Genomic DNA, 24,119 nt, shown 5'->3' with positions numbered 1-24,119 from the left:
CGGCCTTAATGAATAAATGACGCGCTTCTGACCTGACTCGAAGGGGGATTGATGCAAAGGGCTCTAACATGATTGTCTGAAATATTCATCCCTGTATTTCCAGAACCCTCTTCGTATATCTGTTTCTGTGCCCCCATATACTGAATAAGGAACAGAAAGGAGTGAGTTCATGGAACTGTTCACGATATCGTTACCACATGCATCGCAGGACGACATGGCAGCTTTGACGGGCTTACTGCAGCAAGAGCTGAGCGATTTACATAAACAGCCGAATGGCGTGGAGTTCGATCAATCGATCACCGAACAGATGGCTTTGATTACTTGCCGCGGTCTCATGCCCGGATTTCAGCTTGCCAGACAAGGACAAGACGTGTGGAATAAAGCCGCACGGGCACTTGCCGAATATATTTTGTCCATGAAGGAAAAATCGCTCATTCGTTCCTTTATTACAAAAGAATCTCACTATGACGAGGGCGAACAAAGCAAAATAGAGGAATATTGCCTGCAGTTGCTTAATGGGGTGGACGAAATCGGGGCTACGGAGGCGCGCCGCCGCCGCAAAGGCAAAGTGATGCGCGTACTGCGCCGTTATTTAGAGGAGCATACGGAATTGAACCTGGAGGGGTTTATCCGGTTCCGCTTAGTGAAGTATATGAACGAATTGCGCGAAGTCGTTGATTACGCGATTGACGAATATGTGCTTGAACGCCAGTATCAAGAGTTTATCGGATTGTTGAAATATTTCGTGTTCATTCAAGAGACGAAAATACCGCTTGCTCATTTGATGCATAAGGGTGGACATGAGTTTACGCTTCTCAATGAGCAGATGCAGCCGCTGGAGCCAAACCACGTTGTTGACGGCATGATTGTAGAAATGTTGGATTACGATATGGAAATGGAAGATATGATCGTAAGCACACTCATTAACGTGTCTCCGCAAAATATTATTATTCATACGCAAGAACCGGATTCCCAAGTAATTAAGACCATTCAGCAGATCTTTGAGTCACGTGTGCAGGTATGCATTTACTGCAGTTCTTGCCAACCGCTTGCAAGCGAACCGTTGCAAACGCAGGACAGCTACACTTGAATCCGTCTCATGCAGAAGGTGATTTCCGTCTGGTTCGGACAAATGTCCGAAGCAGCGGTAACCGCCTTTTTTATTTGACTACATTGACTCTTGACCACCAGTGAAAGATCGCATATAATATGCCATATTGAAATAACAGTTGCATAACGTCATGCGATGACGAAGATATGAATGACGGAAGGAACCGCGCAGAGAGAGAGACCGAGGCTGCAAGTCTCTTCGGAGTACGCCGTACATTTACCCCTTTGGAGCATTGAATGGGAACTCCTTGGCCGTTCTGTACCTTGCTGTACGGAGACCAGAGATAGTATCATTCGACGTGTCATTCCCGTTACCGAATGCTCAAGGATTGCTCTAGCCCTGTCGACATGCAGATGTTGAATCGTGTGCGGCAGCAGCAAGGCAGTCGAATGAGGGTGGAACCACGAGTTGCTATGATTATGAACGCTCGTCCCTTTTATAGGGATGGGTGTTTTTTTATTTTTATAGAGGTTGAACACACACTTCTATCGACAAACAAGGAGGAACAGCACATGTCTATGGTTAACGTAACATTGCCGGATGGCGCCGTACGCGAGTATGAGCAGGGGAGCACAATTGAAGATGTGGCCGGCTCAATCAGCAGCGGCCTGAAGAAAAATGCATTGGCTGGGAAAATCGATGGGAAAGTGGTCGATTTATATACGCCGATTGAACAGGATGCAAAGGTCGAAATCGTGACGGCAGATTCTGCCGACGGTCTGGAAGTGATGCGTCATAGTACGGCTCACTTGATGGCGCAAGCGATCAAGCGTTTATATAAAGATGCGAACGTCAAGCTCGGAATTGGTCCGGTCATCGAGGATGGCTTCTATTACGACATCGATATGGATATATCGCTTACACCTGAGGATTTGCCTAAGATTGAAAAAGAAATGGAACGGATCGTATCGGAAAATTTGCCGATTCGCCGTCGTGTCGTATCACGTGAAGAAGCGCTCCGCATCTACAATGAGATCGGCGATGAATTGAAAGTGGACCTTATTTCTGACTTGCCGGAAGATTCGGTCATTACGATTTATGATCAAGGCGAATTTTTCGATCTATGCCGTGGGCCGCACTTGCCTTCCACTGGCAAGATTAAAGTGTTCAAGCTGCTGAGCTTGGCGGGCGCATACTGGCGCGGCAACTCCGACAACAAGATGCTGCAGCGCATTTACGGTACGGCTTTCGTGAAGAAGGCGCAGCTTGATGAATACCTGCATTATCTGGAAGAAGCCAAGAAGCGCGACCACCGTAAGCTTGGGAAGGAATTGAAAATCTTTACGTTCTCCCGTGAAGTCGGACAAGGCTTGCCGCTCTGGCTGCCTAACGGCGCAACGCTGCGCCGGACAATGGAACGTTATATCGTGGATCTGGAAGAACGCCTCGGCTACAGCCACGTCTACACGCCAGTATTGGCAAATGTCGATCTGTATAAGACGTCGGGGCACTGGGATCATTACCAAGAGGACATGTTCCCTGTAATGGCACTCGACAATGAAGAGCTCGTGCTCCGTCCGATGAACTGTCCGCACCACATGATGGTGTATAAGAGCGATATGCGCAGCTATCGCGAACTGCCGATTCGTATCGCAGAGCTGGGCACCATGCATCGCTACGAAATGTCAGGGGCGCTGACAGGCTTGCACCGCGTTCGGGCTATGACGCTGAACGACGCGCACATCTTCTGTCGTCCCGATCAGATCAAAGAAGAGTTCGCCCGCGTTATTAACTTGATTCGCCGCGTATATGAGGACTTCGGCATTAAGGAATACCGGTTCCGTTTGTCTTATCGCGATCCGCAAGATACTGAGAAATATTTTCCGGATGATGCGATGTGGGAAATGTCGCAGCGCATGCTGCGTGAAGTCGTGGAAGAGCTTGGCTTGCCGTTCTTCGAAGAAGAGGGAGAAGCGGCGTTCTACGGCCCTAAGGTGGATGTGCAAATCAAGACCGCGCTCGGCAAGGAAGAGACGTTGTCGACAGCGCAGCTTGACTTCCTGCTTCCTGAGCGCTTCGAGCTGGAGTATGTAGGCGAAGACGGGCAGAAGCACCGTCCGGTCGTTATTCACCGTGGTATTATTAGCACGATGGAGCGTATGACTGCGTTCTTGCTTGAGAACTTTGCCGGCGCGCTGCCGCTCTGGCTGTCTCCGGTACATGCGAAGGTAATTCCGGTATCGCCGACTTATGAAGCGTATGCGAAGGAAGTTACGGAAACGCTGCTCGATGCAGGCATCCGCGCGGAAGCGGACCTGCGCAACGAGAAGCTCGGCTACAAAATTCGCGAAGCGCAGCTTGAGAAAATGCCATACATGCTCGTTGTGGGTGAGAACGAGAAGAATGACGGCGCCGCATCTGTCCGCAAACGGGGAGAGGGCGACCTCGGCATGAAGCCGCTCGCGGAAGTGATCGCGATGCTGCAAGAGGAAATCCGCACCCGTCATGTGGCGGAAGCAGCGCCGAAAGAACAATAATATGCTGCTGTAACAAAATGAAATGAAAATGAAGGAAGACGCCTGTCGCTGACGGGCGTCTTTGTTTATCCTCTCGTTCGGCTGCCGCTACGAGGGCGCGACAAGCCTTCGATAGAGGCAGGCTTCGCCATACGCGGCGGGCTGGAGGCTATCAAGTCGGCGCAATAGCCTGCCGAGCGCTGGAATGCCAGATAGCGGCAGCCATACCTGACAAAAATGTAAGGATGTCATAAGGTAAATCACACGCTGCGTGAACGTGTCTGAACTATAATGAATGTAACATCATGAGGTGATTCTCAAATGAAGGAAGTGCATTATGACAACGAAAACGAAACGTACAGGACGCCAACTGCTGCAGACAACGATAGCGGCCGCCATGGCATTTACGATGCTTGCAGCTCCATTTACCTCTACAAACACGGCTTACGCGCAAGCAGATTCCAAAGGAAGCCAGACACAGGCTGCTTCCGCATTGACAGCGCAAACGAAGCAAGATGTAAAAACCAACATTCAATATGATATTCAAGCCAATCTGAACACGGATGACATGACGATATCCGGGAAGCAAACGGTGAAGTACCGCAACACGTCCTCCGATAAGCTTAACGATGTCGTGTTCCGCTTGTTCGCCGATGCGCACCGCTCGAAAGAAACGCAGCCATCGATGTTTGCCCGCAGCAACGAAGAAATTGCACAAGAAAATCCAGATAAAAAACCGGAGGATTTTCTGGGCGGCATCGATATTATTAGCGTAAAGGATGCGGCTACAGGGCGCACGCTTGCCACGAAAAACGAAAAGCAAGCGTTGACGGTTCAGCTTGAGAAGGCGCTTAACCAAGACGAGGAAGTTGCTTTGGAGTTGGAATACAAGACAAAAATTCCGTTTGGTTCGCAGCGACTGTCTTATCAAAAAGATATCATTAACGGCGCTCATTGGTTCCCGGTCATGTCCGTCTATGACGAGAAGACGCATACTTGGAACAAGACGCCTTATAGCACGAAATTCGAGACCGATTATTACGAAGTGGCTGACTACAATATAAACATGAACGTGCCAGAGAAGATCCAAGTGGTGATGCCGGGACAAATGTCGGAACAGCCAGCTGAAGCCGGCCGCAAGGTCGTATCGACGAAGTCGGACAAGACCCGCGAGCTTGTGTTTTTCTCTAGTGAAAAATTCCATAAAGCCAGCAAGACAAAGAACGGTTTGACAGTAGAGTATGTGTACTACAATGACAACAACGATCCGGCTAAGACGGCCGTAATCAATAAATATATTGATCAAGCGTTCAAAGCCATCGAATTTTTCAGCGACAAATTCGGCAAATATGAATATCCCGAGTTCCGCATCGTGGAGTCCCACGTGGAAGGCGTAGCCGTGGAGTTCTCGCGTGTTATTCAGATGGGCCTTGTTGACGCTAATGCCGCACCAGAGAAAAAAACCGCATTTGTCCATGAAATCGCGCACCAATGGTTCCACTCCATTATCGGCAATGACTCCGAGACGGAATCGTTTTTGGATGAAGGCTTTGCGGATTTCGCCATGAGCTATTTCTTTAATGAGCAAGGCAGCAAGCTGAGCGGCTTCGATAATGTTCGGAGCGATATATATCCGCTGGACATAGCGATCAACTCCACGAACGACAACGCCGGGGAATCGCCGGATGCTTTGTTCTATAAGAGAGGCCGACTCGCTATTTACGAGCTGTACCGCACGGTCGGGCAAGAGAAGTTCGACGCGTTCATGAAGGAGTACTTCAACCGTTACGCATACCGCAACGCGACCGTTACTGGCCTGCTGCAGACAATCGAGGACCAGTTCGGCAAGGCGGTCCGCGATCGAATGGATGACAATCTGAATAAGCCTAACTTCGAGCTCAAGCCGGAATACGGCATGACAGAGGCGGAACAAGCGGAATTTATGCGCTTAGGCATGGTAGAGATGTATGATGGGGTCGAGCAAGGTTACCCTGATCTGTCGAAAGAAACAATGTTTAAAATAATGTCCAAAGCGCTGCACGGCGAACCGCTGACCATCGTTTACAGCAATCCGGTCAGCAAAGCGGCCAAGGAACAGCAGGAAATGCTGTTCAGCGGCATTCAAAATATGCTTAGCATGACCGGTATGAAAGCCGACATCATGTCCGAGCGGCAAGCGATTAAGAAAAACATGGAGACGACGCTGGCCAAAAGCAACGTCATCGTCATTGGCAATCCGAAGCATAATACGTTCATTCAAGCGTTGAAGCCGGCTATTGTGGCAAAGGCCGAGCAAGCGGGCTTCCCGTGGAAAGAAGTGATGAACAAGCCTGGACTTCACGGTGCATATGGCGTCACGCATCCGTATAACAAAGACCGTATGGTCGTGCACTACTTCTGGACGGACGATCATGTCAACGAGAAAGCGGCAGCTGGCTTTTTGCCTTTAGTTGGAATGAAAACATTGATGGTAACGAACAATTTTTATCAGTACTTTGTCCAAAAGGCAGACGGTTCTATCTATAAAGAAAAATTTGTGGACAACCCGATCTCGAAGCTTTTCCAGACGGAGGAATAAATTAGAATTTAAATAATGTAGCCAATATACTATACGCTAAAGCCGCAGGGGTGACACCTGCGGTTTTTTCATTTTCACATCTCGAAGCTACTTCTTGTGTTCACTTGTCTCTGTTTCGATCTGCCTTTTTGTCCACTCTCCCCAATGTTCAGATTGCGTAATGAATGGCTTGGGGGTACATAAACGTCTCGCGAGGACGATGGGGAAAATGACCCTTGCTCTTAAAGGAAGGCGAGCGTTGACAAAGTACATAGTGAGTAAGCGAAGAACAGTACCAATCGCAATTTGAGCTTATGTCCAATTATTTCTGAATAATTGGGATAGTGGGCAAAAGAACGATTTGGCGAATTCGAAAGCGGATCCGCACGGTAATGGAGCAAGCTATAGGTTAGCAACTTTTGTGTTAGGTTTATTTACATACATTGAACAATTGTATGGATTGTTTTCAATAACCCATTGAATAGAGCTCATTCCACGTCTATGATCTCCATAAATCAATATAATATTGTTATATTATCTAACATAATGGGGAGCGTGGAGAAAATGAGAAGTAACAATGTGAAGCGCGCAATGCGAGATGGGGGCAGGTGGGCAGTGGCCGCTCTCCTAGGTTGCGGATTGTTCGGGCTTGTTCCAAGCTTTGCCCTGGCCGCAGGAGAAGCGTCTGTCCAGACGCTGGAGACGGGACTTAACGCCTTGTGGGTAATGCTGTCCGCCATCCTCGTGCTGTTCATGCAAGCGGGCTTTATTTTGCTTGAATCTGGATCTACGCGGATGAAAAATGCGGGACATGTCGCTGGGAAAACCGTCTTCACCGTCGGTTTGTGCTCGCTCGTATACTGGGCGGCCGGTTACGGCCTCATCTTTGGCAGCGAGGGCAATGCTTTCGTCGGCTGGGGCGACTTCTTCTTCAATCCGCAAGCTGCCGCCGGCATGCTCGTCTTCTACAGCGCGAAGCTGTTCGAGAAGCTGCGCATCGACGACCCGATCTATGCCTTGTCTGTTCACGGCATGGCAGGCATATGAGGAACGCTCTCGAACGGCATCTTCGCTACGACGGAACTGGCAGAGAAGGTCGGTGTCGGCAGGGGCGGATTAATCGATACCGGCAGCCTCGAGCAGTTGTGGGTTCAAGTGTATGGCATTGTGGCGGCGGGCGCCTTTGCTTTCTTCGTCTCCTATATCCTCCTGTTCGTCATCAAGGGGTTGACAGGTCTGCGCGTGCTCATTCTCATTGCCCACGGAAGCGGACACGACAAGCGATTTATTAACGCGGCTCTGTGGAAGACGTCTCGTGTGGTGTCGCAGCACCGCATTTTGGATACGATGCACGTAGCTGCGAAGCTGTATCCTCGATCTATGGCTTACACGCTGGACGATTGGCTTTCGTTCTACGGCTTGGACAACACGGGCCGCCATCACGCATTGAACGATGCTTTATTGACCGCCTGACTGTGGTTCGCGCTGTTGCGCGACAGAACGGCAGCGAGAGGTGCGGACGGTTGGGGAGCTATATGCCTTTCTCGGGCAGGAATAAACCAATATGAGGTCTAAAGACGCCAACCGTCATTGGAGATTTTTGGCTGTCCTTTAGGCCTTTCTTTGCTTCGGTTCCAAAAATTAGTTGCACTATATTCTAATTTGAATATAATAATAAGTGTATTAAAATTAGAATATATAAAAGGAGAGGGATTGCATTGTCTCGTGTTCATATGACTGTACTTGGATTGTTAATGGCGTTGCTTATCGTCTCGCTAGACCAAACTATATTGGTCACCGCCTTGCCTACGATTGTGGCGAAGCTGGGCGGCATGAATGAGTTCACTTGGGTGTTCTCTGCTTATTTAATTGCGAGCGTGGCTGGCATGCCGCTGTTCGGGAAGCTTTCCGATATGTACGGGAGAAAACGATTTTTTGTGTTCGGAATCATCGTGTTTATGGTCGGTTCGATACTATGTGGCACAGCATCGACCATGAGCGAGCTTATTATGTACCGTGTCGTTCAGGGGATTGGCGGAGGGGCGCTGATGCCGGTTGTGTTCACGATCTTGTTCGATATTTTCCCGGCCGAGAAGCGGGCGAAAATGACCGGACTGTTCGGCGCTGTCTTCGGGCTGTCCAGTGTGCTTGGACCGATAGCGGGCGCATTCTTCACGGATCATTTGCATTGGCGCTGGATATTCTTCATTAATTTGCCCATTGGGATTATTGCGCTGCTGATTGTTATCTTCTGCTATCGCGAATCTTTATTCTTCCTGAGTCAGAAGCTTGATTGGTTCGGCACATTTACGTTGGTCACCTCGATTCTGTGCTTCATGTTCGCCATTGAAATGGGCGGCAAAGATTACGCGTGGACGTCTCCGCTCATACTTGGTTTGTTCGCCGGAGCGATTGTGCTGGTCATTTCGTTTCTGTGGATCGAATCGAGGGTGGCGGAACCAATCATTCCATTGAAGCTGTTCAAAAATCGGCTCTTCACCTCCAGTATGGCTGCCGGGATGTTATTCGGCATGGTTCTGATGGCAGGAACTACCTTCATTCCGTTGTTCGTGCAGGGCGTTGCCGGTGGGAGCGCCACAAATGCAAGTACGGTGCTCACGCCCATGATGCTTGCTCTTGTTGTAAGCAGCATGGCTGGCGGCATGCTGATGAGGAAAATGCCATTCCGCAATATTATGATAACCGCGATCTTGTTCCTGTTGTTGTCGATCGTCTGTCTGGCAGGAATGACACCGGATACGACGCGACTGCAGATGACGCTTTATATGGTATTAATGGGGCTTGGCATAGGGGCATCTTATCCCGTAACTTCCTTGGCTGCTCAGCATAATATCGACTATCAGCAACGGGGAACGGTCAGCTCGCTGGTCCGTTTTTTTCAGACACTTGGAAATACACTCGGCATCGATATTTTCGGCAGCATTCAAACTTCCTACTTACAAGAAAAATACAGCGCGGTGCTATCGGATCCGAAGCTGGCGGAAATGTTCGGCAATCCTCAGGTTCTGCTTCAAGACGAAGTAAGACAATCGATGCCGGGCTCCTTGCTGAAGCAGCTGCTTGAAGTATTGTCCGATTCGATCGCGTACGTGTTCCAATGGTCTATTCTGATTTGTCTGTTGGCGGTTATGTTCATTTTGATGATGGGTCGTGTTAAAATGGTGACAACAAAACCTCATGGACATTCGACAACTGCTGCCGTTCAGGTGAACCGATCATCCGTCGAAAGGTAAAGCAAGGTTGTTGTCTCATGGATAAAGAGGTGGAACCGATGTCGATGCAACTGGCTATTCTTGGATTGCTCATGGACAAAGACTATCATCCTTATGAAATGAGCCAGGAAATGAAAGAACGCGAAATGCACAACTATATGAAGCTTCAATACGGCTCTCTTTATTATGCGATCGAAAAATTGAAAAAGAACGGATTGATTGAAGCGGTAGAAGTAATTAGCGGAGGATCGCGTCCTGACAAGACGATTTACCGGATTACGGAGCAGGGGAAGTCAGAGTTTGAACGGTTGCTGCTTAAGGAGATGAAGCTGCCCCCGCATTTGCAGCATCCCTTCTTTGCGGCCTTGTCCTTTGTCAGATATGGCGATCAGGAAGAAATTAAAGCGATTATCCAATCGCGCATTGAATTGTTCGAGAAGGAAGCGGAGCGGATGTGGGCTCTATATGAAGAGCATGTCCCTCACGCATCGCGTGCCGTGCTGCACATGTTGTATGGAGGATACCGATACACGGTTACAGAACTGAATTGGTTGAAGGATCTGTATAAAGACGCTGCAGCCGATCGATTAAGTGATGTCGGTGAGCCGCTCCCCGTGCTTCCGCTGCACAAATCTTGAGCTCCTGTGCTTTGCTCCATAAATATTGTCGAAAGAACATTCCAGCCTGTCGGGAATGTTCTTTTTTTGATGAATATGAATAAAAGGAAAAAGCGGTGGACATCCTTCCCACTAAGGGAGGGGTAACCATATGTTTACAATGTATATCACACGCTCGGAACGGAAGGGACGAATGGCATCGAGAAGAGACCGTCAGACATACGTGTTGGCAAGGTTGTCTAGGTTGGTTTGTTTAACTGCATTGCTCATGACGGTTGCAGCATTAGTGCCGTGGCATACGGCAATGGCACATCTGTCTGCATCCCAGACATATCAGTGGAATAAGGCGCTTACAGAAAAATACAGAACCCCATCGTTTCCATGGTCCGATGAACGTTTGCAGCCGATGCAAACATTGACTGAACAGGCCATCAATAATCAAAATAGGAACAACCAGTGGAGTAATTACCTGCGACCAACCAATCAGATTGCATCACCACTTGCACTTGTGTTCGTCGAACCGCCATTGAAAAAGCCATCGGCAAAGCAGCCGCAATCAGCGGTGCCGGTCTCTTCGGCGCAAATGTCGTTTACGGATTCGAATCTGGCTCCGCAGCAGCAGCAAGTGATCAAGAGCCTGAAGGTTGTTGCGACAGGGTATACGGCTGGTGTAGAGTCGACTGGAAAAAAACCGGGACATCCAGAGTACGGCATTACGTATTCGGGAGTGAAGGTGCGCAGAGATTACGTCTCGACCATTGCGGCCGATTTATCGGTCTTCCCTTTAGGAAGCATATTGTATATTCCCGGATACGGATACGGCATCGTATCGGATATCGGTTCCAAAATAAAAGGGAAGAAAATCGATCTGTACTTCGACACCACGAAGCAAGTATACAGTCAGTGGGGCAAAAAAGAAGTGGAAGTGCAGTTGATCAAGCAAGGAAGCGGTAAAATATCGGAGAAAACGTTAAACGAATTAAATGAAGCGGTATTTAAGAACGGAAACATACCAAAATCAATGCTGTAGCTGTTGCAGAAGAACCTGACAAGTTGCATGTGCCGCCCCGCCGAATAAAGGGGAGGCTGTCATCGCATAATACTTCTTGGGGAAACGATGGTTTCCTTGACATGTCCCGTGAATCCAGCGGAAACTTCAGGAGGTGAATATCGATGGTAAAAAACAACAAAGCAAACCGCATGAATCCTGCTAATGCGAAATACAATTCGGAATTCGGAGCAGAATCTGTAACGTCAGATACTGAGTTCGGAGCAGAATCTGTAACCGCAGATACTGAGTTCGGAGCAGAATCTGTAACCGCAGATACTGAATTTGGCGCTGACTCAGTAGGAAATGCTGGAGCAATCAACAATAATGATGCAATGAAAAATATTGTGAAAAAAACGAAAAAATAGGTACCATTCGCATGGATGTTATCTATAAAGGACTCAACAATGGCTGCCTTGCTCAAGGCGGCCATTTTCTATTGGTTGCTGGTATAGTTCGATGTGTGAGCAGTCAGACAATTCCAGCGCCTCCGCCTCGAGACCGAGATCAACTTCCACCCCCCGCCGCTAGCGCAAGGACGAGACTTCGCGTACACTGAAGTTACAAGGTTGAAGTATAACGGAAACGAGGGGTAACTATGGGTGATCAACATCGCGGACGGTGGATAGGAGGGCTTGTTCTCATTGCCATCGGTGTCTTTTTCATGCTGAATCAGCTAGGTTTCATCGATATGAATATCGGAGAGCTTTTTCGTACCTACTGGCCGCTTATCTTAATTGTTACGGGGCTGAACGCATTGCTCCATGGCGGATTCTGGGGGCTGATTTTGCTAGGTATCGGCGGCTATTTCCAACTGACCAACTTGGGTTACTTGTACATGTCACCCGGTGAATTTTTCAAGCTGCTGTTCCCGCTTATTATTGTTCTCGTCGGAGTAAGCATGCTCTTCAAGCCGAGAAAACATGTGGATAAATGGAAGAACAAGAAGAAGAAGGGCGACTGGAACGACGGCAACTGGGGTGGGGGTTATGACCCGCATTACAGTGAACCGCAGCCGTTGGATGATGATTTCGACAAGAAGTTCAACAAAGAGTTCAATAAGGACTTTGACAAGGATTTTAACAACAATGATTTCAACAAAGGCTTTAACAAAGACTTTAACAAAGACTATGATAAGAATATGGACTATGATCCGTCTATGAAGGGAGAACCCTCGTACTCGGGGTCAATTCCTCCACCGCCTATGGGCTCATCTAGAGGCAAACGGCGAACGGTGAATAAATCCGGATTTATCGGAGATATTCATCTGGGCAGCGACTATTGGGAACTGGAACCGATGAACATTTCCCACTTTATTGGCGACACTGTGCTTGATCTGACGAAGGCGCAGGTGCCGTACGGAGAAACGAAGGTGACTGTCTCCTCTTTCATCGGCGACGTTAAAGTGTATGTGCCCAATGATATGGATTTGGGTGTCGTCGTCACATCGAGCTCTTTCTTGGGTGATGTGAAAGTATTTGGCCGCGAGAAGGATGGCTTTATTAACAATTTGCAGGTGGAGACGCCGTACTTCTATGAAGCTGGAAAAAAAGTCCGTATCGTCGTCAGCACGTTCATCGGCGATGTGAAGGTGATGAGAGTGGGGTAACGCAATCATGCTGTCACGGTGGTTCCGAAGTTCAAAAAGTGTAAAATGGGAGCTGCTCCTTACCTTTGTCATCTCGGGCTGCATCATTATGAGCGTTTTCTGGATTGGACTCGTATACGGCGGCACGTGGTATCAAGGCATGAACTGGTGGCTGTTCGGAATTTCGACTGTCATTATCGTGTCAATCATTATGGGGTATGTGGCAGGAGTGCGGCTGCAGCGGCGCTTGGATGTGCTTCACATCAGCATGATGCAGGTAATGAAAGGGAACTGGTCTGAACGGATTCCGCTTGGGGACGATGCGTCATTCGATCGTCTGTATGAGGATTTTAATACGATGGTGGGGGCCATGGAGCAGAAGCTTCGCATTTTGCAAAAGCTGTCCGAGCAGCAAGTGATGGATCGGGAGCGGGAATGCGAAGCGGTCGTATTGGAGGAGCGTCGCCGGCTGGCGAGGGATTTGCATGATACAGTCAGCCAGCAGCTCTTCGCGCTGCATATGGCCTCCTCTTCATTGCCCAAAGTGATGGAAATGGACATGGACCGGGCGCGTCAAGTGGTGGAACATCTGATTCAGATGTCGCATACGGCTCAAAGGCAAATGCGCGGCTTAATCGCTCAGCTGCGCCCGCTTGAGTTGGATGGCCGCACACTGCAGGAGGCGCTTGAGCGTTGGTTCCCTGATTATTGCCGGCAGAATGGGCTGCAAGGCAAGATTGATATTGAACTGAATTATGAATTATCTGAAGCGAAGGAGCATCAGTGCTTCCTTATGATCCAGGAAGCGATGGCGAATGTCGTGAAGCACGCGCAGGCGAAGCAAGTTACGCTGACGCTGCAGGAGACGCCGAATCAAGTGATTCTATCGGTCGGAGATGATGGCAAGGGCTTCGATCAGAAGAGCGCATCTTTTAAAGCCGGGAGCTATGGATTGACGACAATGCGTGAACGGGTCGACAAGCTGGGCGGCCATATGGATTTGATAAGCCGGCCTGGTGCGGGAACGACGATTCGTGTGCATATTCCGATATTCGAACATGAGGAGAACGAGGAAGCGCAGGAGCAATCCAAGGATTCTTCCTCAGCAGCGGACCATGCATAGATGGTAGAAGAGACAGGGGGACGGTCGGATGGGAGACCGAATGACGGTATTTCTCGTGGACGATCATGAGATGGTAAGACTGGGGCTTAGAACGTATTTAATGCTGGATCCGAGTATTAACGTATTGGGTGAGGCCAGTGGAGGCGTCGAAGCGATTCAAGCTATACAAGCGATGGCTGCCCGCAAGGAGCCGGTGCCTGATTTGGTCTTGATGGACTTAATGATGCCGGATATGAACGGAGTAGAAGCGACGCGGGAGTTAATTGCTTCATTTCCGGAATTGAAGATTGTCATGCTGACGAGCTTTATGGAAGATGAGCAGGTCGTCGAAGCGATTCAAGCCGGTGCCGTCAGCTATGTGTTGAAGACGGTATCTGCTGAGGAGCTCGTTTACGCGCTTCGCGGGGCTTTGAAGGGAATGCCTGTGATGAGCGGAGAAGTGTCACAAGCGCTGACCCGCGGATTACGTAAACGCGCTGCACAGCCGGACGATGAGGGCTTGACCGAACGGGAGAAGGAAGTGCTGCTTCTTATCGCAGACGGAAAGACGAACAAAGATATTTCCGAGGAGCTTCATATTAGCATTAAGACGGTAAAGACGCACGTATCCAATCTATTAATGAAATGCGAGCTGCAGGATCGCACTCAGCTTGCTGTCTTCGCCCACCGCAACGGATGGGTTAAAAGTGGATGACTTCGTCCATCCTATGTAACAGAGGGGGTAATGCCATGCAGCTGTTACAGGGGAAGATGACAGGACGAAAATATGACACAAATGAACTGGTGCGGGCACTGGGACCGCTTGGCTTCAGCATCGGCGGCAATTGGGATTATGCAGGCGGCAGCTTCGACTGCGCGTTGAACGACGAGCAAACGGTGTGGCTCAGGCTGCCTTTTCGTGCGGTGAATGGCACTTTCGATGCTGACTCCGCTGAAACGGTCCTTATCCAATTAGAGCGGCCGTATGTGTTGAAGCATCAATATCAGACTGGAAATGATCCATCGGCGGATGCGCAGCTGTTCGGCAGTCTCGTTAACCAGTTTCAATCGCCGACAGATAAGGATGCTTCCCTGCAGGAAGAGGAGTTGAATCTTGCCCGAGCAAAGCTTGACGAAGCCGAGGCTAAGCTGGACACGAACAAGTAGCGTACGGAAGTGACAGCATAATTTTTATTGATATATACAACAGGGAATAGGGCACCAATCGGTTAAAACAGGTCTGGGGGCCTGTTTTTTTTATAAAAATGGGATGGAAGATGTCTATCACCTTAGAGTTGTCATGCTGCTCTTCCCGAAGAAGATATGCCTGTTCCTATCTCTTGTCTCACTCTCCCCATCATTCAGATAGGAAATCCCGCCTCCTGAAGGATGGGGAGAATGAAGCAAAGAGGCTGATGAAGCGAATCACCATCAGTCTGAACGCACTACTGCACGAACGGAACATTTCGTTAATTATGAAGAGTCAGTGCCTTATTATTCTCATCAAGAAAAGCGTGACATCTTGTGTTAAACAGTCCTTAGGGAACGGCTCTTTATCTTTTATCGTGTTTTATAATGATTTTAAGCTAAGTTTAAGGTTCATCATCCATTATATTAATATATCAACACGATACTTTGATACGAGTTAACTCTAGGAGGTAAGCACTATGGATGAACAACGACGCAAGTTTTTTTCAACATCCGATAAGGATTCTAATACATCATCTTCTACAGAGTCTATGAACAGACAGACTGCAGCTTATGAGGACCACGGCCGTGAGGATGAGACAGAACGCAAATCGCAAGAAGGCAGCCCTTATTATTACGCATATGGCCCTTACCAATCGGTGAAAAATACGGACTCGGCGTCGACGACATCCGTGGATCCTAAGGGGCGGATGAGCGACGTGCAAGTTACCCCGCCGAATCCAGTCAAGCCGATGCCTTTCTCTAGCGTAACGCAACACGAAGCAAGCCTAGGCGGCTATGCAGGCGGGGGAGCCGGCGGTGCTGGCGGTATGCCTCCTCAGGGGGCTCAAGGCAATTGGCAGTTCAATGAATCGAAGCGCAAGCGCGGAACATCATTCTTGACGATTTTCGCTTCTTTCATGGCAGGCGTGCTTGTCGTTGGTTCACTCATGTTCGCAGCAGATAAAACAAACCTGTTTACAGGCGACCAAGCGCTCGCAGGGAATGGAAGCGCAGCAAGCGAGGCGCCGAACGCCGTCGTTACGAACGGTCCAGGCACGCCGTTCCCTGATGGAGCGAGCAGCGTAGCCGAAGTTGTCAAGCAGGCAAGTCCGGCTGTCGTTAAGATTGAAACGTATGCGAGAAGCGGTGGAGGCAGCCAAGGCAGCAACCCGTGGATGGACGATCCGTTCTTCCGTCAGTTTTTCGGGGATTCTTACGGCAGCAACGGCAACTCCAGACAAGATGCGCAGCAGCAGCTGCAGCCGCTCGGTGTCGGTACTGGCTTTATCTTCGATAAATCCGGATATATTTTAACGAATCAACACGTCGTTGAAGGCGGGGAAATGATTCAGGTGACGGTCGAAGGCTATAAGAAGCCGCTCAAGGCGGAACTGCTTGGTCACAGCAAGGATTTGGACTTGGCCGTGTTGAAAATTACGGGCGAAGGCGACTTCCCGATCGTTCCGCTCGGCAATTCCGATTCGACGCAAGTCGGCGACTGGATGGTAGCTATCGGGAACCCTTCCGGCTTCGACCATTCGGTGACGGTTGGTGTGCTTAGCGCGCGCGAGCGTTCCATCGACGTTAACGATAACGGCAGCGCACGGAAGTACGAGCATCTGCTGCAGACGGACGCTTCCATTAACCCAGGGAACTCCGGCGGTCCGCTCCTGAACATGAAGGGCGAAGTCATCGGCATGAATGTGGCCGTCAGCAAGCAGGCGCAAGGGATCGGCTTTGCGATTCCGTCAAATATTATGAACAAAGTTGTGGATGACTTGAAGGCGAACAAGGAAATTGCGAAGGAGCCGGTTCCGTTCATCGGAGCTACACTGCAAACCATGACAGAGGATTTTGCCAAGCAAATGGGCATTTCTAATATAGATGGCTCGCTCGTCAGGAACGTCCTGTTCGGTTCGCCTGCTTATGAGGCAGACCTGCGTGCTTATGACATCATTACAGGCATGGACGGCAAGAAGTTCGCGGCCAAAGAGGATTTGATCGAAGAAATAGGGAAAAAGAAGGTTGGCGATACCGTAACGCTGCAGATCATCCGCAATGGCAAAAAGGCAGATGTGCAGGTTAAGATTGGTGACCGTAATAAATTTGAGAACCAATTGCAACAGCAGCAGCCTTAAGTGTGCACTTGCGGCAGCAGCGGTAAGGGTTGATTTTCCCGCTTATGCGTGACAACATAGGAAGCACAGAACTGCGATATGCAGTTCTTGGCTTCCTTTTCGTATGGAAACAGGGTGAATGAACCTCTGCAGCCCTAGACTATAAAAAGAGAGGACTTACACGATGCGTTCTAACATATTGGTTGTGGATGATGACGAGAAGATCACATCAATGCTTCGCCGGGGGCTCGTATTCGAAGGCTATGAAGTGCGCACAGCATCGAACGGCACGGAAGGATTGCGGGAGATTATGATGCAGGAGCCAGAATTGGTCATTCTTGACGTCATGATGCCAGAGGTTGACGGATGGGAAGTGTGCCGCCGCATACGTGAAGCGGGCAGCGCCGTGCCGGTGCTCATGCTGACGGCGAAGGATGAGGTGCAGGATCGGGTACGCGGATTGGACAATGGGGCCGATGATTATTTGGTCAAGCCGTTCGCTCTGGAGGAACTGCTCGCCCGCGTGCGCGCGCTTTTGCGCCGCCGTTCGGATAGTGAAGGGAGCTCCCATCGCCTGACCTTCGAAGATATCGTGCTCGATCTGCATACAAGGGAAGTGCAGCGGGACGGCAAGTCGGTCGAGCTGACGGCGAAGGAATTCGAGCTGCTGCATCTATTCATGCAGAACCCGAAGCGGGTGCTGCCGCGCGACATGATTATGGAGAAAATATGGGGCTACGATTACAGCGGCGAATCGAACGTGCTTGAGGTATACATTGCGATGCTGCGGCAGAAGACGGAGGAGCATGGGGGAAAACGCATCATACAGACGATCCGGGGAACGGGTTATGTGTTGAGAGGGGACAACTAGAGCATGTCGATTCGTCTTCGCCTGACCGTATGGTATTCCGTTCTGCTGGCGTTTACGCTCTTTTTGTTCGGAATCTCGATTTATACGTTCGTCGATTATAATTTGTATGATGATATTAAGAAGCGGGTAAAAAGTGAGTTCGACCGTATGTCGCTCGAACCGACGCTTGATTGGTTTAACGGAATCGATTTTGACGTGAATGAATCCGATGTGGCCCGGTTGATGAATCAAGATTTGTACATCCAAACGATTAATTTTCGCAATCAGAAGACGATCAAATCGACTAAATTGGACCGCCTCGGCTTGAAGTTGCCTTTGCCTTTGAAGCCAAACCAAATTCGGCAAGGATACCGGAAAGTTGAAGTTCAAGGGCTTGAATTTCTAGTATATGAAAATGCGATTGTATTAAGGAACGGATCGACGATTGGCGCGCTGCAGGTTGCCGCCTTTACCGGGCATGAAGCCAGATTCACCAATGAGCTGCGCAGTATTCTCGTTACTGCATCAATGGTCACCCTTGTGCTTGCCTTTTCGCTAGGGCTGTTCCTGGCGCAGAAGTCGCTCAGGCCGATCGGGAATATCATTCGGGCAACGAACCGTATTCAGAAGGGTGCGGACTTGAGCGTCCGCATTCCGCGCGAAGGACCGCCAGAGGATGAGATCGGTCAGTTGACGGACACGATCAACAGCATGCTCGGCCGCATGGAGACGTTCTATAACGAGCTGGATGATGCGTATCTGGCGCAGCGACGCTTTGTGTCTGACGCTTCTCATGAACTGCGGACACCGCTGACGACTATTCGCGGGAACGTCGATTTGCTGGAGAAAATGTGGATTAATGAGGCCGCTTCTCCAGAGACGCTCCCATTGAGTGAGCGGGAACGGGAGCAGATGTCTTTGGAAGCTCTGCGCGATATTGCGGATGAATCGCGCCGCATGAGCCGGTTGATCAATGATATGCTATCGCTCGCCCGTGCGGATGCGGGTTACAATATGGACAAATCGCTCACCGAACTGAAGCCTTTAGTGGAGGAAGTCGTGCGCAGAGCTCAGTTTTTGCCGCGCAAAGCAGGGTGGGAGCTCGGTGATATTTCTGCATTGGACGATACGGTCGTCTATGGAAATAAAGATTATTTGCAGCAAATGCTGTTCATTTTCATCGAAAATGCATTCAAATATACAGATGAAGGATGCGTGCGCCTGGATGCGATTCGCCAGGATGAACAGATCGGGTTGAAAGTGAAAGATACCGGCATGGGCATGAACGAGCAGGAGGTTCCGCATATATTCGAGCGCTTCTACCGTGCAGACGTATCCCGTGGAGTCACCTCGGGAACCGGTCTAGGCTTGTCGATTGCGAAATGGATTATCGATGAGCATCACGGCTCGGTTGAAGTGGTCACGAAGCCTGGGAAAGGAACGACATTCATTGTATGGCTGCCGTTAGCATCGGTCGACGAGGAACCTTCACTTCCGGTATAATAGAAAGGAAAGCTGAAGTGAAATCTAAGAAAGCAGGTGTACCGATGGAAGTCGTGAAAATAACACCGCGAGGCTATTGCTACGGCGTTGTCGATGCGATGGTGCTGGCCCAACAGACGGCACGCAATCTGGATCTGCCTCGTCCGATTTATATATTAGGCATGATTGTTCATAACAGCCATGTGACAGATGCGTTCAATGAAGAGGGCATCATTACGCTGGACGGAAACAACCGCTTGGACATCCTCGATCAAGTGGAGTCTGGGACGATCATCTTCACGGCGCACGGCGTGTCGCCGGAAGTCCGGCGCAAGGCGCGGGAGAAAGGGCTGACGACTGTTGACGCCACTTGTCCCGATGTAACCCGAACGCACGATTTGATTCGGGAGAAGACTGCCGAAGGCTATGAAATTATTTATATCGGCAAGAAGGGTCATCCGGAGCCGGAGGGGGCAATCGGTGTTGCACCGGACAAGGTGCATCTGATTGAGAAGGAAGAAGAGATCGAATCGCTGTCCTTGACGGCGGAGCGCATTATCATTACGAATCAGACGACGATGAGCCAATGGGATATCAAGCACATCATGAACCGTTTGATCGCTAAGTATCCCAAGGCTGAGATTCATAATGAAATATGCATGGCAACGCAGGAACGGCAGCATGCCGTAGCCGATCAGGCTAAGGGCTGCGACCTTCTTATCGTCGTCGGAGATCCGAGAAGCAACAACTCCAACCGTCTTGCGCAAGTGTCCGAGGAGATTGCCGGTGTGCGTGCGTACCGGATTGCAGACTTATCGGAGCTGGAGCGAGAATGGTTGGACGGCGTGCGGGTCGTCGGGATCACATCCGGTGCTTCCACGCCGACGCCAATTACGAGGGAAGTTGTCAATTACTTAGAGCAGTACGACGAGAACAATCCGGACACATGGGAGAAGAAGCGCACCGTCAACATGCGCAAGCTTCTGCCGACCGTGAGAACGAAGTCTACAAAGTAATTTTTTATCTGGTATCTACATTAATAGGAAATCGCTGCCGGGAGAGGGAACGTGGAGATGGCCGTGAAGAGATGGTTTAAGTATCAGGCGTTGAAGCTCCTCAGAACACACGGTGGGGCTGCTCAGGTGGCCAAAGGATTCTGCATCGGACTGTTCATAGAAATGTTCACGCTGCCTACAGCCGGCTTGGCGTTCTTGCTTCTCTTCCCGTTGGTATACATGATGCGGGGCCGGGTGGCGGCTGCTTTCATTGGCTTCGTGTTGGGAAAGGTAATCTACATTCCCGTCGCTGTCTTGAATGAAAGGGTAGGGCATTGGCTGTTGCCTTCGCATTGGACCGTGCACTTCTCCATGTTGCCGGAGTGGCTGAACCATGTGCTCACGATCAATATGTATTTAATTGTCGGCGGCATCATTGACGGCGCCATTCTCGGCATTATGCTATATTTTCCGGTAAAGCAAGGCCTTCGGTTCATGCAGGAACGCCGCAGGCAGAAGCGCCGTTGGCGTCGCGCGGAAAGCCAATAGTTAAGAAGAGCTCTCTTCCATCTCAGCTCACCTCGCACAGGGGGAATCGAGAATCGAAGAGGGCTTTTTTTTATGGCGGGATGTTATCTTTTTCACATGGTATGAAATTGGCTTAGATAGAGGGTTGACGATTTCCTTTCGTTTCGATATAGTTACTTTAATGATTAAAAGCTTAAAAGCGTATAAGCGTTGTAGCGTGAAAGAAGTGCGAGGATACTTCGTTCGGCACTGCTAATAATGTACATGAATACTGCTTGCGCGGATAGCATTATCGAAACGATATATGGAAGGATGAATTTGTCATGATCGTAATTGTATCCAATCATACGCCGGAAGAACGAATCGCGGAGCTGGTCCGCGTAATCGAGAACGCCGGCAATCAGGCTCACATATCCCGAGGTACGGAACGTACCGTCATCGGTATCGTAGGGCAAGCGGAACCAAAATTAGCAGAACAACTTAGACAGATGAAAGGCGTAGAGAACGTGATGAAAATAACGAAATCATATAAATTGGCAAGCCGCGACTTCCATCCGGAGGATACCGTCATTGACATTCGCGGCGTTAAAATCGGCGGAGGCAATCTGGCCGTAATGGGCGGTCCGTGTGCCGTAGAATCTCCAGCTCAAATCGATGAAATCGCACGCCTCGTGAAGGCTGCTGGCGGGCAAATATTGCGTGGGGGCGCATTCAAGCCGCGTACCGGTCCTTACAGCTTCCAAGGCGTCGGCGTAGAAGGGCTTGTCATGATGGCAGAAGCGGGACGCAAGCATGACCTGCTCACGATTACGGAGGTCATGACGCCGGATTATGTAGATATTTGTGCGGAATATGCGGATATTTTGCAGGTGGGCACGCGTAACATGCAGAACTTTGATTTGCTGCGCAAGCTAGGGGAATGCGGCAAGCCGGTATTGCTTAAGCGCGGCTTCAGCGCAACCTATGATGAGTGGTTAAATGCGGCGGAATATATTTTAGCGGGAGGCAATCCGAACGTCATGCTGTGCGAACGGGGCATCCGCACGTTTGAAACGTATACGCGCAATACGTTGGATCTGACCGCAATTCCGGTCATGAAGCAATTGAGCCATCTGCCGGTCATCTCGGATCCGAGCCATGGGACAGGCCGCCGCGAGCTGGTGGAGACGATGTCGAAGGCGTCGGTCGCCGCAGGTGCGGACGGACTTATCATCGAGATGCACACCGATCCGGATCACTCCATGACAGGCGACGGGGTGCAATCGCTATTCCCTGATCAATTCGCGAACTTGCTGCGTGAATTGGAACAACTCGCGCCGCTGTGCGGCAAGACGTTCCATACGGAGAAGCAGGAGCCGGCTCATTTCGCAACATGGGTGAAATAGCGGCATCGTCCTTTTTTAGCATAAACATAGAGCAAAAACCGGTTCTTATCCTTTTAGGATGAACCGGTTTTTTGTCGTTGTGATGAATTTTAACACAATAAATATGTAGAAAAGTGCAAATTAAAAATGGGTAGCGCAATTGTTGTTCTCAATAGGGAATGTACAAAATAAGCTCTTTACTTCTTTAAATGATAGGATAAAAGCTGGTTTTTTACATGAAAACAATGGAAAAAACGGTTATATGTAAGGTTACCTGACATTAAAATAAAAAATACCTGACATGACTATTGACGAAACCTCCTGCTGCAAATTATAATTACATCAACCAAAAACTACAAAGTGAACAATTGATACGTTAGTAACGTTTAATGTTCGGAAACAGGAGGAATTATCATGTCGGTGAACGCAGTGTTGGAGTTGATTCAAGAGAAGCATATACAATATGTGGATTTCCGTTTTGTTGATTTAATGGGCCGCGCACATCATATCAGCTTGCCTGCAACAGAGGTGGATGAGGGGACGTTCGAGAACGGCGTTGCGTTTGACGGTTCATCCATTGCCGGCTTCCGCGGCATTGAAGAGTCCGACATGGTGATGATGCCGGATGCCGACAGCGTGTATGTCGACCCGTTTACCGCGCATCCGACGCTGATTGTTATGTGCAATATTTACACGCCCGATGGCGTTCGATATGACCGGGATCCGCGCAGCATCGCACAGAAGGCGGAAGAGTATTTGCAGACGTCTGGTGTAGGCACGGATGCTTACTTTGCTCCTGAATCCGAATTTTTCATCTTTGACGATGTGCGCTATGAAAGCACGATGAACAGCTCTTCCTTCTATGTCGATTCGGAGGAGGCATCCTGGAATACGAATCGGAAGGAAGAGGGCGGGAACCTCGGCTTCAAGGTACACACGAAAGGCGGCTATGTTCCCGTGGCCCCTGTAGATTCTCAGCAGGATCTGCGCAGTGAAATGTGCCGCTTGCTTCAAGAGGCGGGTCTGCGCATCGAACGTCATCACCATGAGGTGGCGACGGCAGGCCAAGGCGAAATTAACTTCCGCTTCGATTCGTTAACGCGCACGGCCGACAATCTGATGAAATACAAATATATCGTGCACAACACAGCACGCCAATTCGGCAAGGTCGCGACCTTCATGCCGAAGCCGCTGTTCGGGGATAACGGAAGCGGGATGCATGTGCACCAATCGATCTTCAACGGCGATACTCCGCTGTTCTATGAACAAGGCGGCTACGCGAACATGAGCGAGATGGCGCTGCACTATATCGGAGGTATTCTGCACCATGCTCCGGCCTTGATCGCGCTCACGAATCCGAGCACGAACTCATTCAAGCGTCTGGTGCCTGGCTATGAAGCTCCGGTCAATCTCGTCTTCTCGAAAGGCAACCGCTCGGCAGCGGTGCGTATCCCGGTTGCTGCTGTAACGCCGAAAGGCTGCCGCGTCGAGTTCCGTACGCCGGACTCCACGGCGAACCCATACTTGGCGTTTGCCGCGATGCTGATGGCGGGCTTGGACGGAATTAAGCGCAGGCTGGATCCGACCGCACTGGGCTATGGTCCGTATGACCGCAATATTTATGAGCTGTCCGATGCGGAGAAGCGGGAAATTCGCAGCGTGCCAGCTACGCTGGAAGATTCGCTTGACGCTCTGGAAGCCGACTGCGAATTCCTCGTGGAGGGCGGCGTGTTCACGAAGGAGTTCATCGATAATTACTTGCAAGTAAAGCGTGCGGAAGCGAAATCCGTCGCCATTCGCATCCATCCTCAAGAATACAGCCTTTATTTCGACTGCTAATCTAATTGTAGATGGAACACCCCGCGTCCGGCTTGGATGCG

At 49.9% G+C, this 24,119-nt stretch carries 19 protein-coding genes and 1 pseudogene; all 20 read left to right on the top strand.

Annotated features, from left to right (window positions below; translation table 11 throughout):
- The first annotated feature begins 169 nt into the window (after positions 1-169).
- The 20 genes and pseudogenes from ytxC to glnA all read left to right on the top strand — a co-directional run bounded on the left by ytxC (position 170) and on the right by glnA (position 24,078).
- Positions 170-1,090, top strand: coding sequence for a putative sporulation protein YtxC (gene ytxC, locus M3650_RS05330; RefSeq protein ID WP_019421796.1), 921 nt, complete (start codon positions 170-172; stop codon positions 1,088-1,090).
- Positions 1,091-1,623: 533 nt separating this feature from the next.
- Positions 1,624-3,588, top strand: a complete 1,965-nt coding sequence (gene thrS, locus M3650_RS05325) for a threonine--tRNA ligase (RefSeq protein ID WP_251573016.1) — start codon at positions 1,624-1,626, stop codon at positions 3,586-3,588.
- Positions 3,589-3,904: 316 nt separating this feature from the next.
- Positions 3,905-6,145: a M1 family metallopeptidase gene (locus tag M3650_RS05320; protein ID WP_251573014.1), complete on the top strand. Its 2,241-nt coding sequence runs from the start codon at positions 3,905-3,907 to the stop codon at positions 6,143-6,145.
- 543 nt (positions 6,146-6,688) lie between these two features.
- A pseudogene (locus tag M3650_RS05315) lies at positions 6,689-7,369 on the top strand (ammonium transporter); the annotation flags it as partial.
- Positions 7,367-7,597, top strand: a complete 231-nt coding sequence (locus M3650_RS05310; RefSeq protein WP_251573284.1) for an exonuclease domain-containing protein — start codon at positions 7,367-7,369, stop codon at positions 7,595-7,597. The pseudogene M3650_RS05315 and the gene M3650_RS05310, both read left to right, overlap by 3 nt.
- Before the next feature lie 245 nt (positions 7,598-7,842).
- Positions 7,843-9,378, top strand: a complete 1,536-nt coding sequence (locus M3650_RS05305; protein ID WP_251573011.1) for an MDR family MFS transporter — start codon at positions 7,843-7,845, stop codon at positions 9,376-9,378.
- 17 nt (positions 9,379-9,395) lie between these two features.
- Positions 9,396-9,995 (top strand): PadR family transcriptional regulator, encoded by a 600-nt coding sequence (locus M3650_RS05300; RefSeq protein WP_233698331.1) that lies wholly within the window; start codon positions 9,396-9,398, stop codon positions 9,993-9,995.
- Positions 9,996-10,125: 130 nt separating this feature from the next.
- Positions 10,126-11,004: a 3D domain-containing protein gene (locus tag M3650_RS05295; RefSeq protein WP_311295026.1), complete on the top strand. Its 879-nt coding sequence runs from the start codon at positions 10,126-10,128 to the stop codon at positions 11,002-11,004.
- 143 nt (positions 11,005-11,147) lie between these two features.
- Positions 11,148-11,390, top strand: coding sequence for a hypothetical protein (locus tag M3650_RS05290; protein ID WP_251573010.1), 243 nt, complete (start codon positions 11,148-11,150; stop codon positions 11,388-11,390).
- A 230-nt stretch (positions 11,391-11,620) separates the two neighbouring features.
- Positions 11,621-12,631: a cell wall-active antibiotics response protein LiaF gene (liaF, locus tag M3650_RS05285; protein WP_251573008.1), complete on the top strand. Its 1,011-nt coding sequence runs from the start codon at positions 11,621-11,623 to the stop codon at positions 12,629-12,631.
- Between the two features lie 7 nt (positions 12,632-12,638).
- Positions 12,639-13,733, top strand: coding sequence for a HAMP domain-containing sensor histidine kinase (locus M3650_RS05280; RefSeq protein ID WP_251573005.1), 1,095 nt, complete (start codon positions 12,639-12,641; stop codon positions 13,731-13,733).
- A gap of 28 nt (positions 13,734-13,761) precedes the next feature.
- Entirely contained in the window at positions 13,762-14,427 is a 666-nt protein-coding gene (locus tag M3650_RS05275; protein ID WP_285848321.1) for a response regulator, read from the top strand.
- A 35-nt stretch (positions 14,428-14,462) separates the two neighbouring features.
- On the top strand, positions 14,463-14,879 hold the full coding sequence (locus M3650_RS05270; protein ID WP_251573003.1) for a YugN family protein: 417 nt from the start codon (positions 14,463-14,465) through the stop codon (positions 14,877-14,879).
- A 500-nt stretch (positions 14,880-15,379) separates the two neighbouring features.
- Complete coding sequence (locus M3650_RS05265; RefSeq protein ID WP_251573001.1) at positions 15,380-17,041, top strand: S1C family serine protease; 1,662 nt, start codon at positions 15,380-15,382, stop codon at positions 17,039-17,041.
- Positions 17,042-17,204: 163 nt separating this feature from the next.
- Positions 17,205-17,891, top strand: a complete 687-nt coding sequence (locus tag M3650_RS05260; protein ID WP_019421812.1) for a response regulator transcription factor — start codon at positions 17,205-17,207, stop codon at positions 17,889-17,891.
- Positions 17,892-17,894: 3 nt separating this feature from the next.
- Positions 17,895-19,373 carry a sensor histidine kinase gene (locus M3650_RS05255; RefSeq protein ID WP_251572999.1) on the top strand — a complete coding sequence of 493 codons (1,479 nt, stop codon included), beginning with the start codon at positions 17,895-17,897 and terminating at the stop codon, positions 19,371-19,373.
- 44 nt (positions 19,374-19,417) lie between these two features.
- On the top strand, positions 19,418-20,368 hold the full coding sequence (locus M3650_RS05250; protein ID WP_251573278.1) for a 4-hydroxy-3-methylbut-2-enyl diphosphate reductase: 951 nt from the start codon (positions 19,418-19,420) through the stop codon (positions 20,366-20,368).
- A 57-nt stretch (positions 20,369-20,425) separates the two neighbouring features.
- Positions 20,426-20,896 (top strand): DUF2062 domain-containing protein, encoded by a 471-nt coding sequence (locus M3650_RS05245; RefSeq protein WP_251573276.1) that lies wholly within the window; start codon positions 20,426-20,428, stop codon positions 20,894-20,896.
- Positions 20,897-21,198: 302 nt separating this feature from the next.
- A complete protein-coding gene (gene aroF, locus M3650_RS05240; RefSeq protein WP_251572997.1) occupies positions 21,199-22,260 on the top strand; it encodes a 3-deoxy-7-phosphoheptulonate synthase in 1,062 nt (353 codons plus the stop codon).
- Positions 22,261-22,653: 393 nt separating this feature from the next.
- Entirely contained in the window at positions 22,654-24,078 is a 1,425-nt protein-coding gene (gene glnA, locus M3650_RS05235) for a type I glutamate--ammonia ligase (RefSeq protein WP_251572995.1), read from the top strand.
- Positions 24,079-24,119: the final 41 nt, after the last annotated feature.

This window comes from Paenibacillus sp. MER TA 81-3 (assembly GCF_023713585.1).
In the GTDB taxonomy this organism is placed as follows: domain Bacteria; phylum Bacillota; class Bacilli; order Paenibacillales; family Paenibacillaceae; genus Paenibacillus_B; species Paenibacillus_B profundus.
Note: the sequence above shows the minus strand (reverse complement) of the source record. Positions and strands in the feature narration are given on the sequence as shown.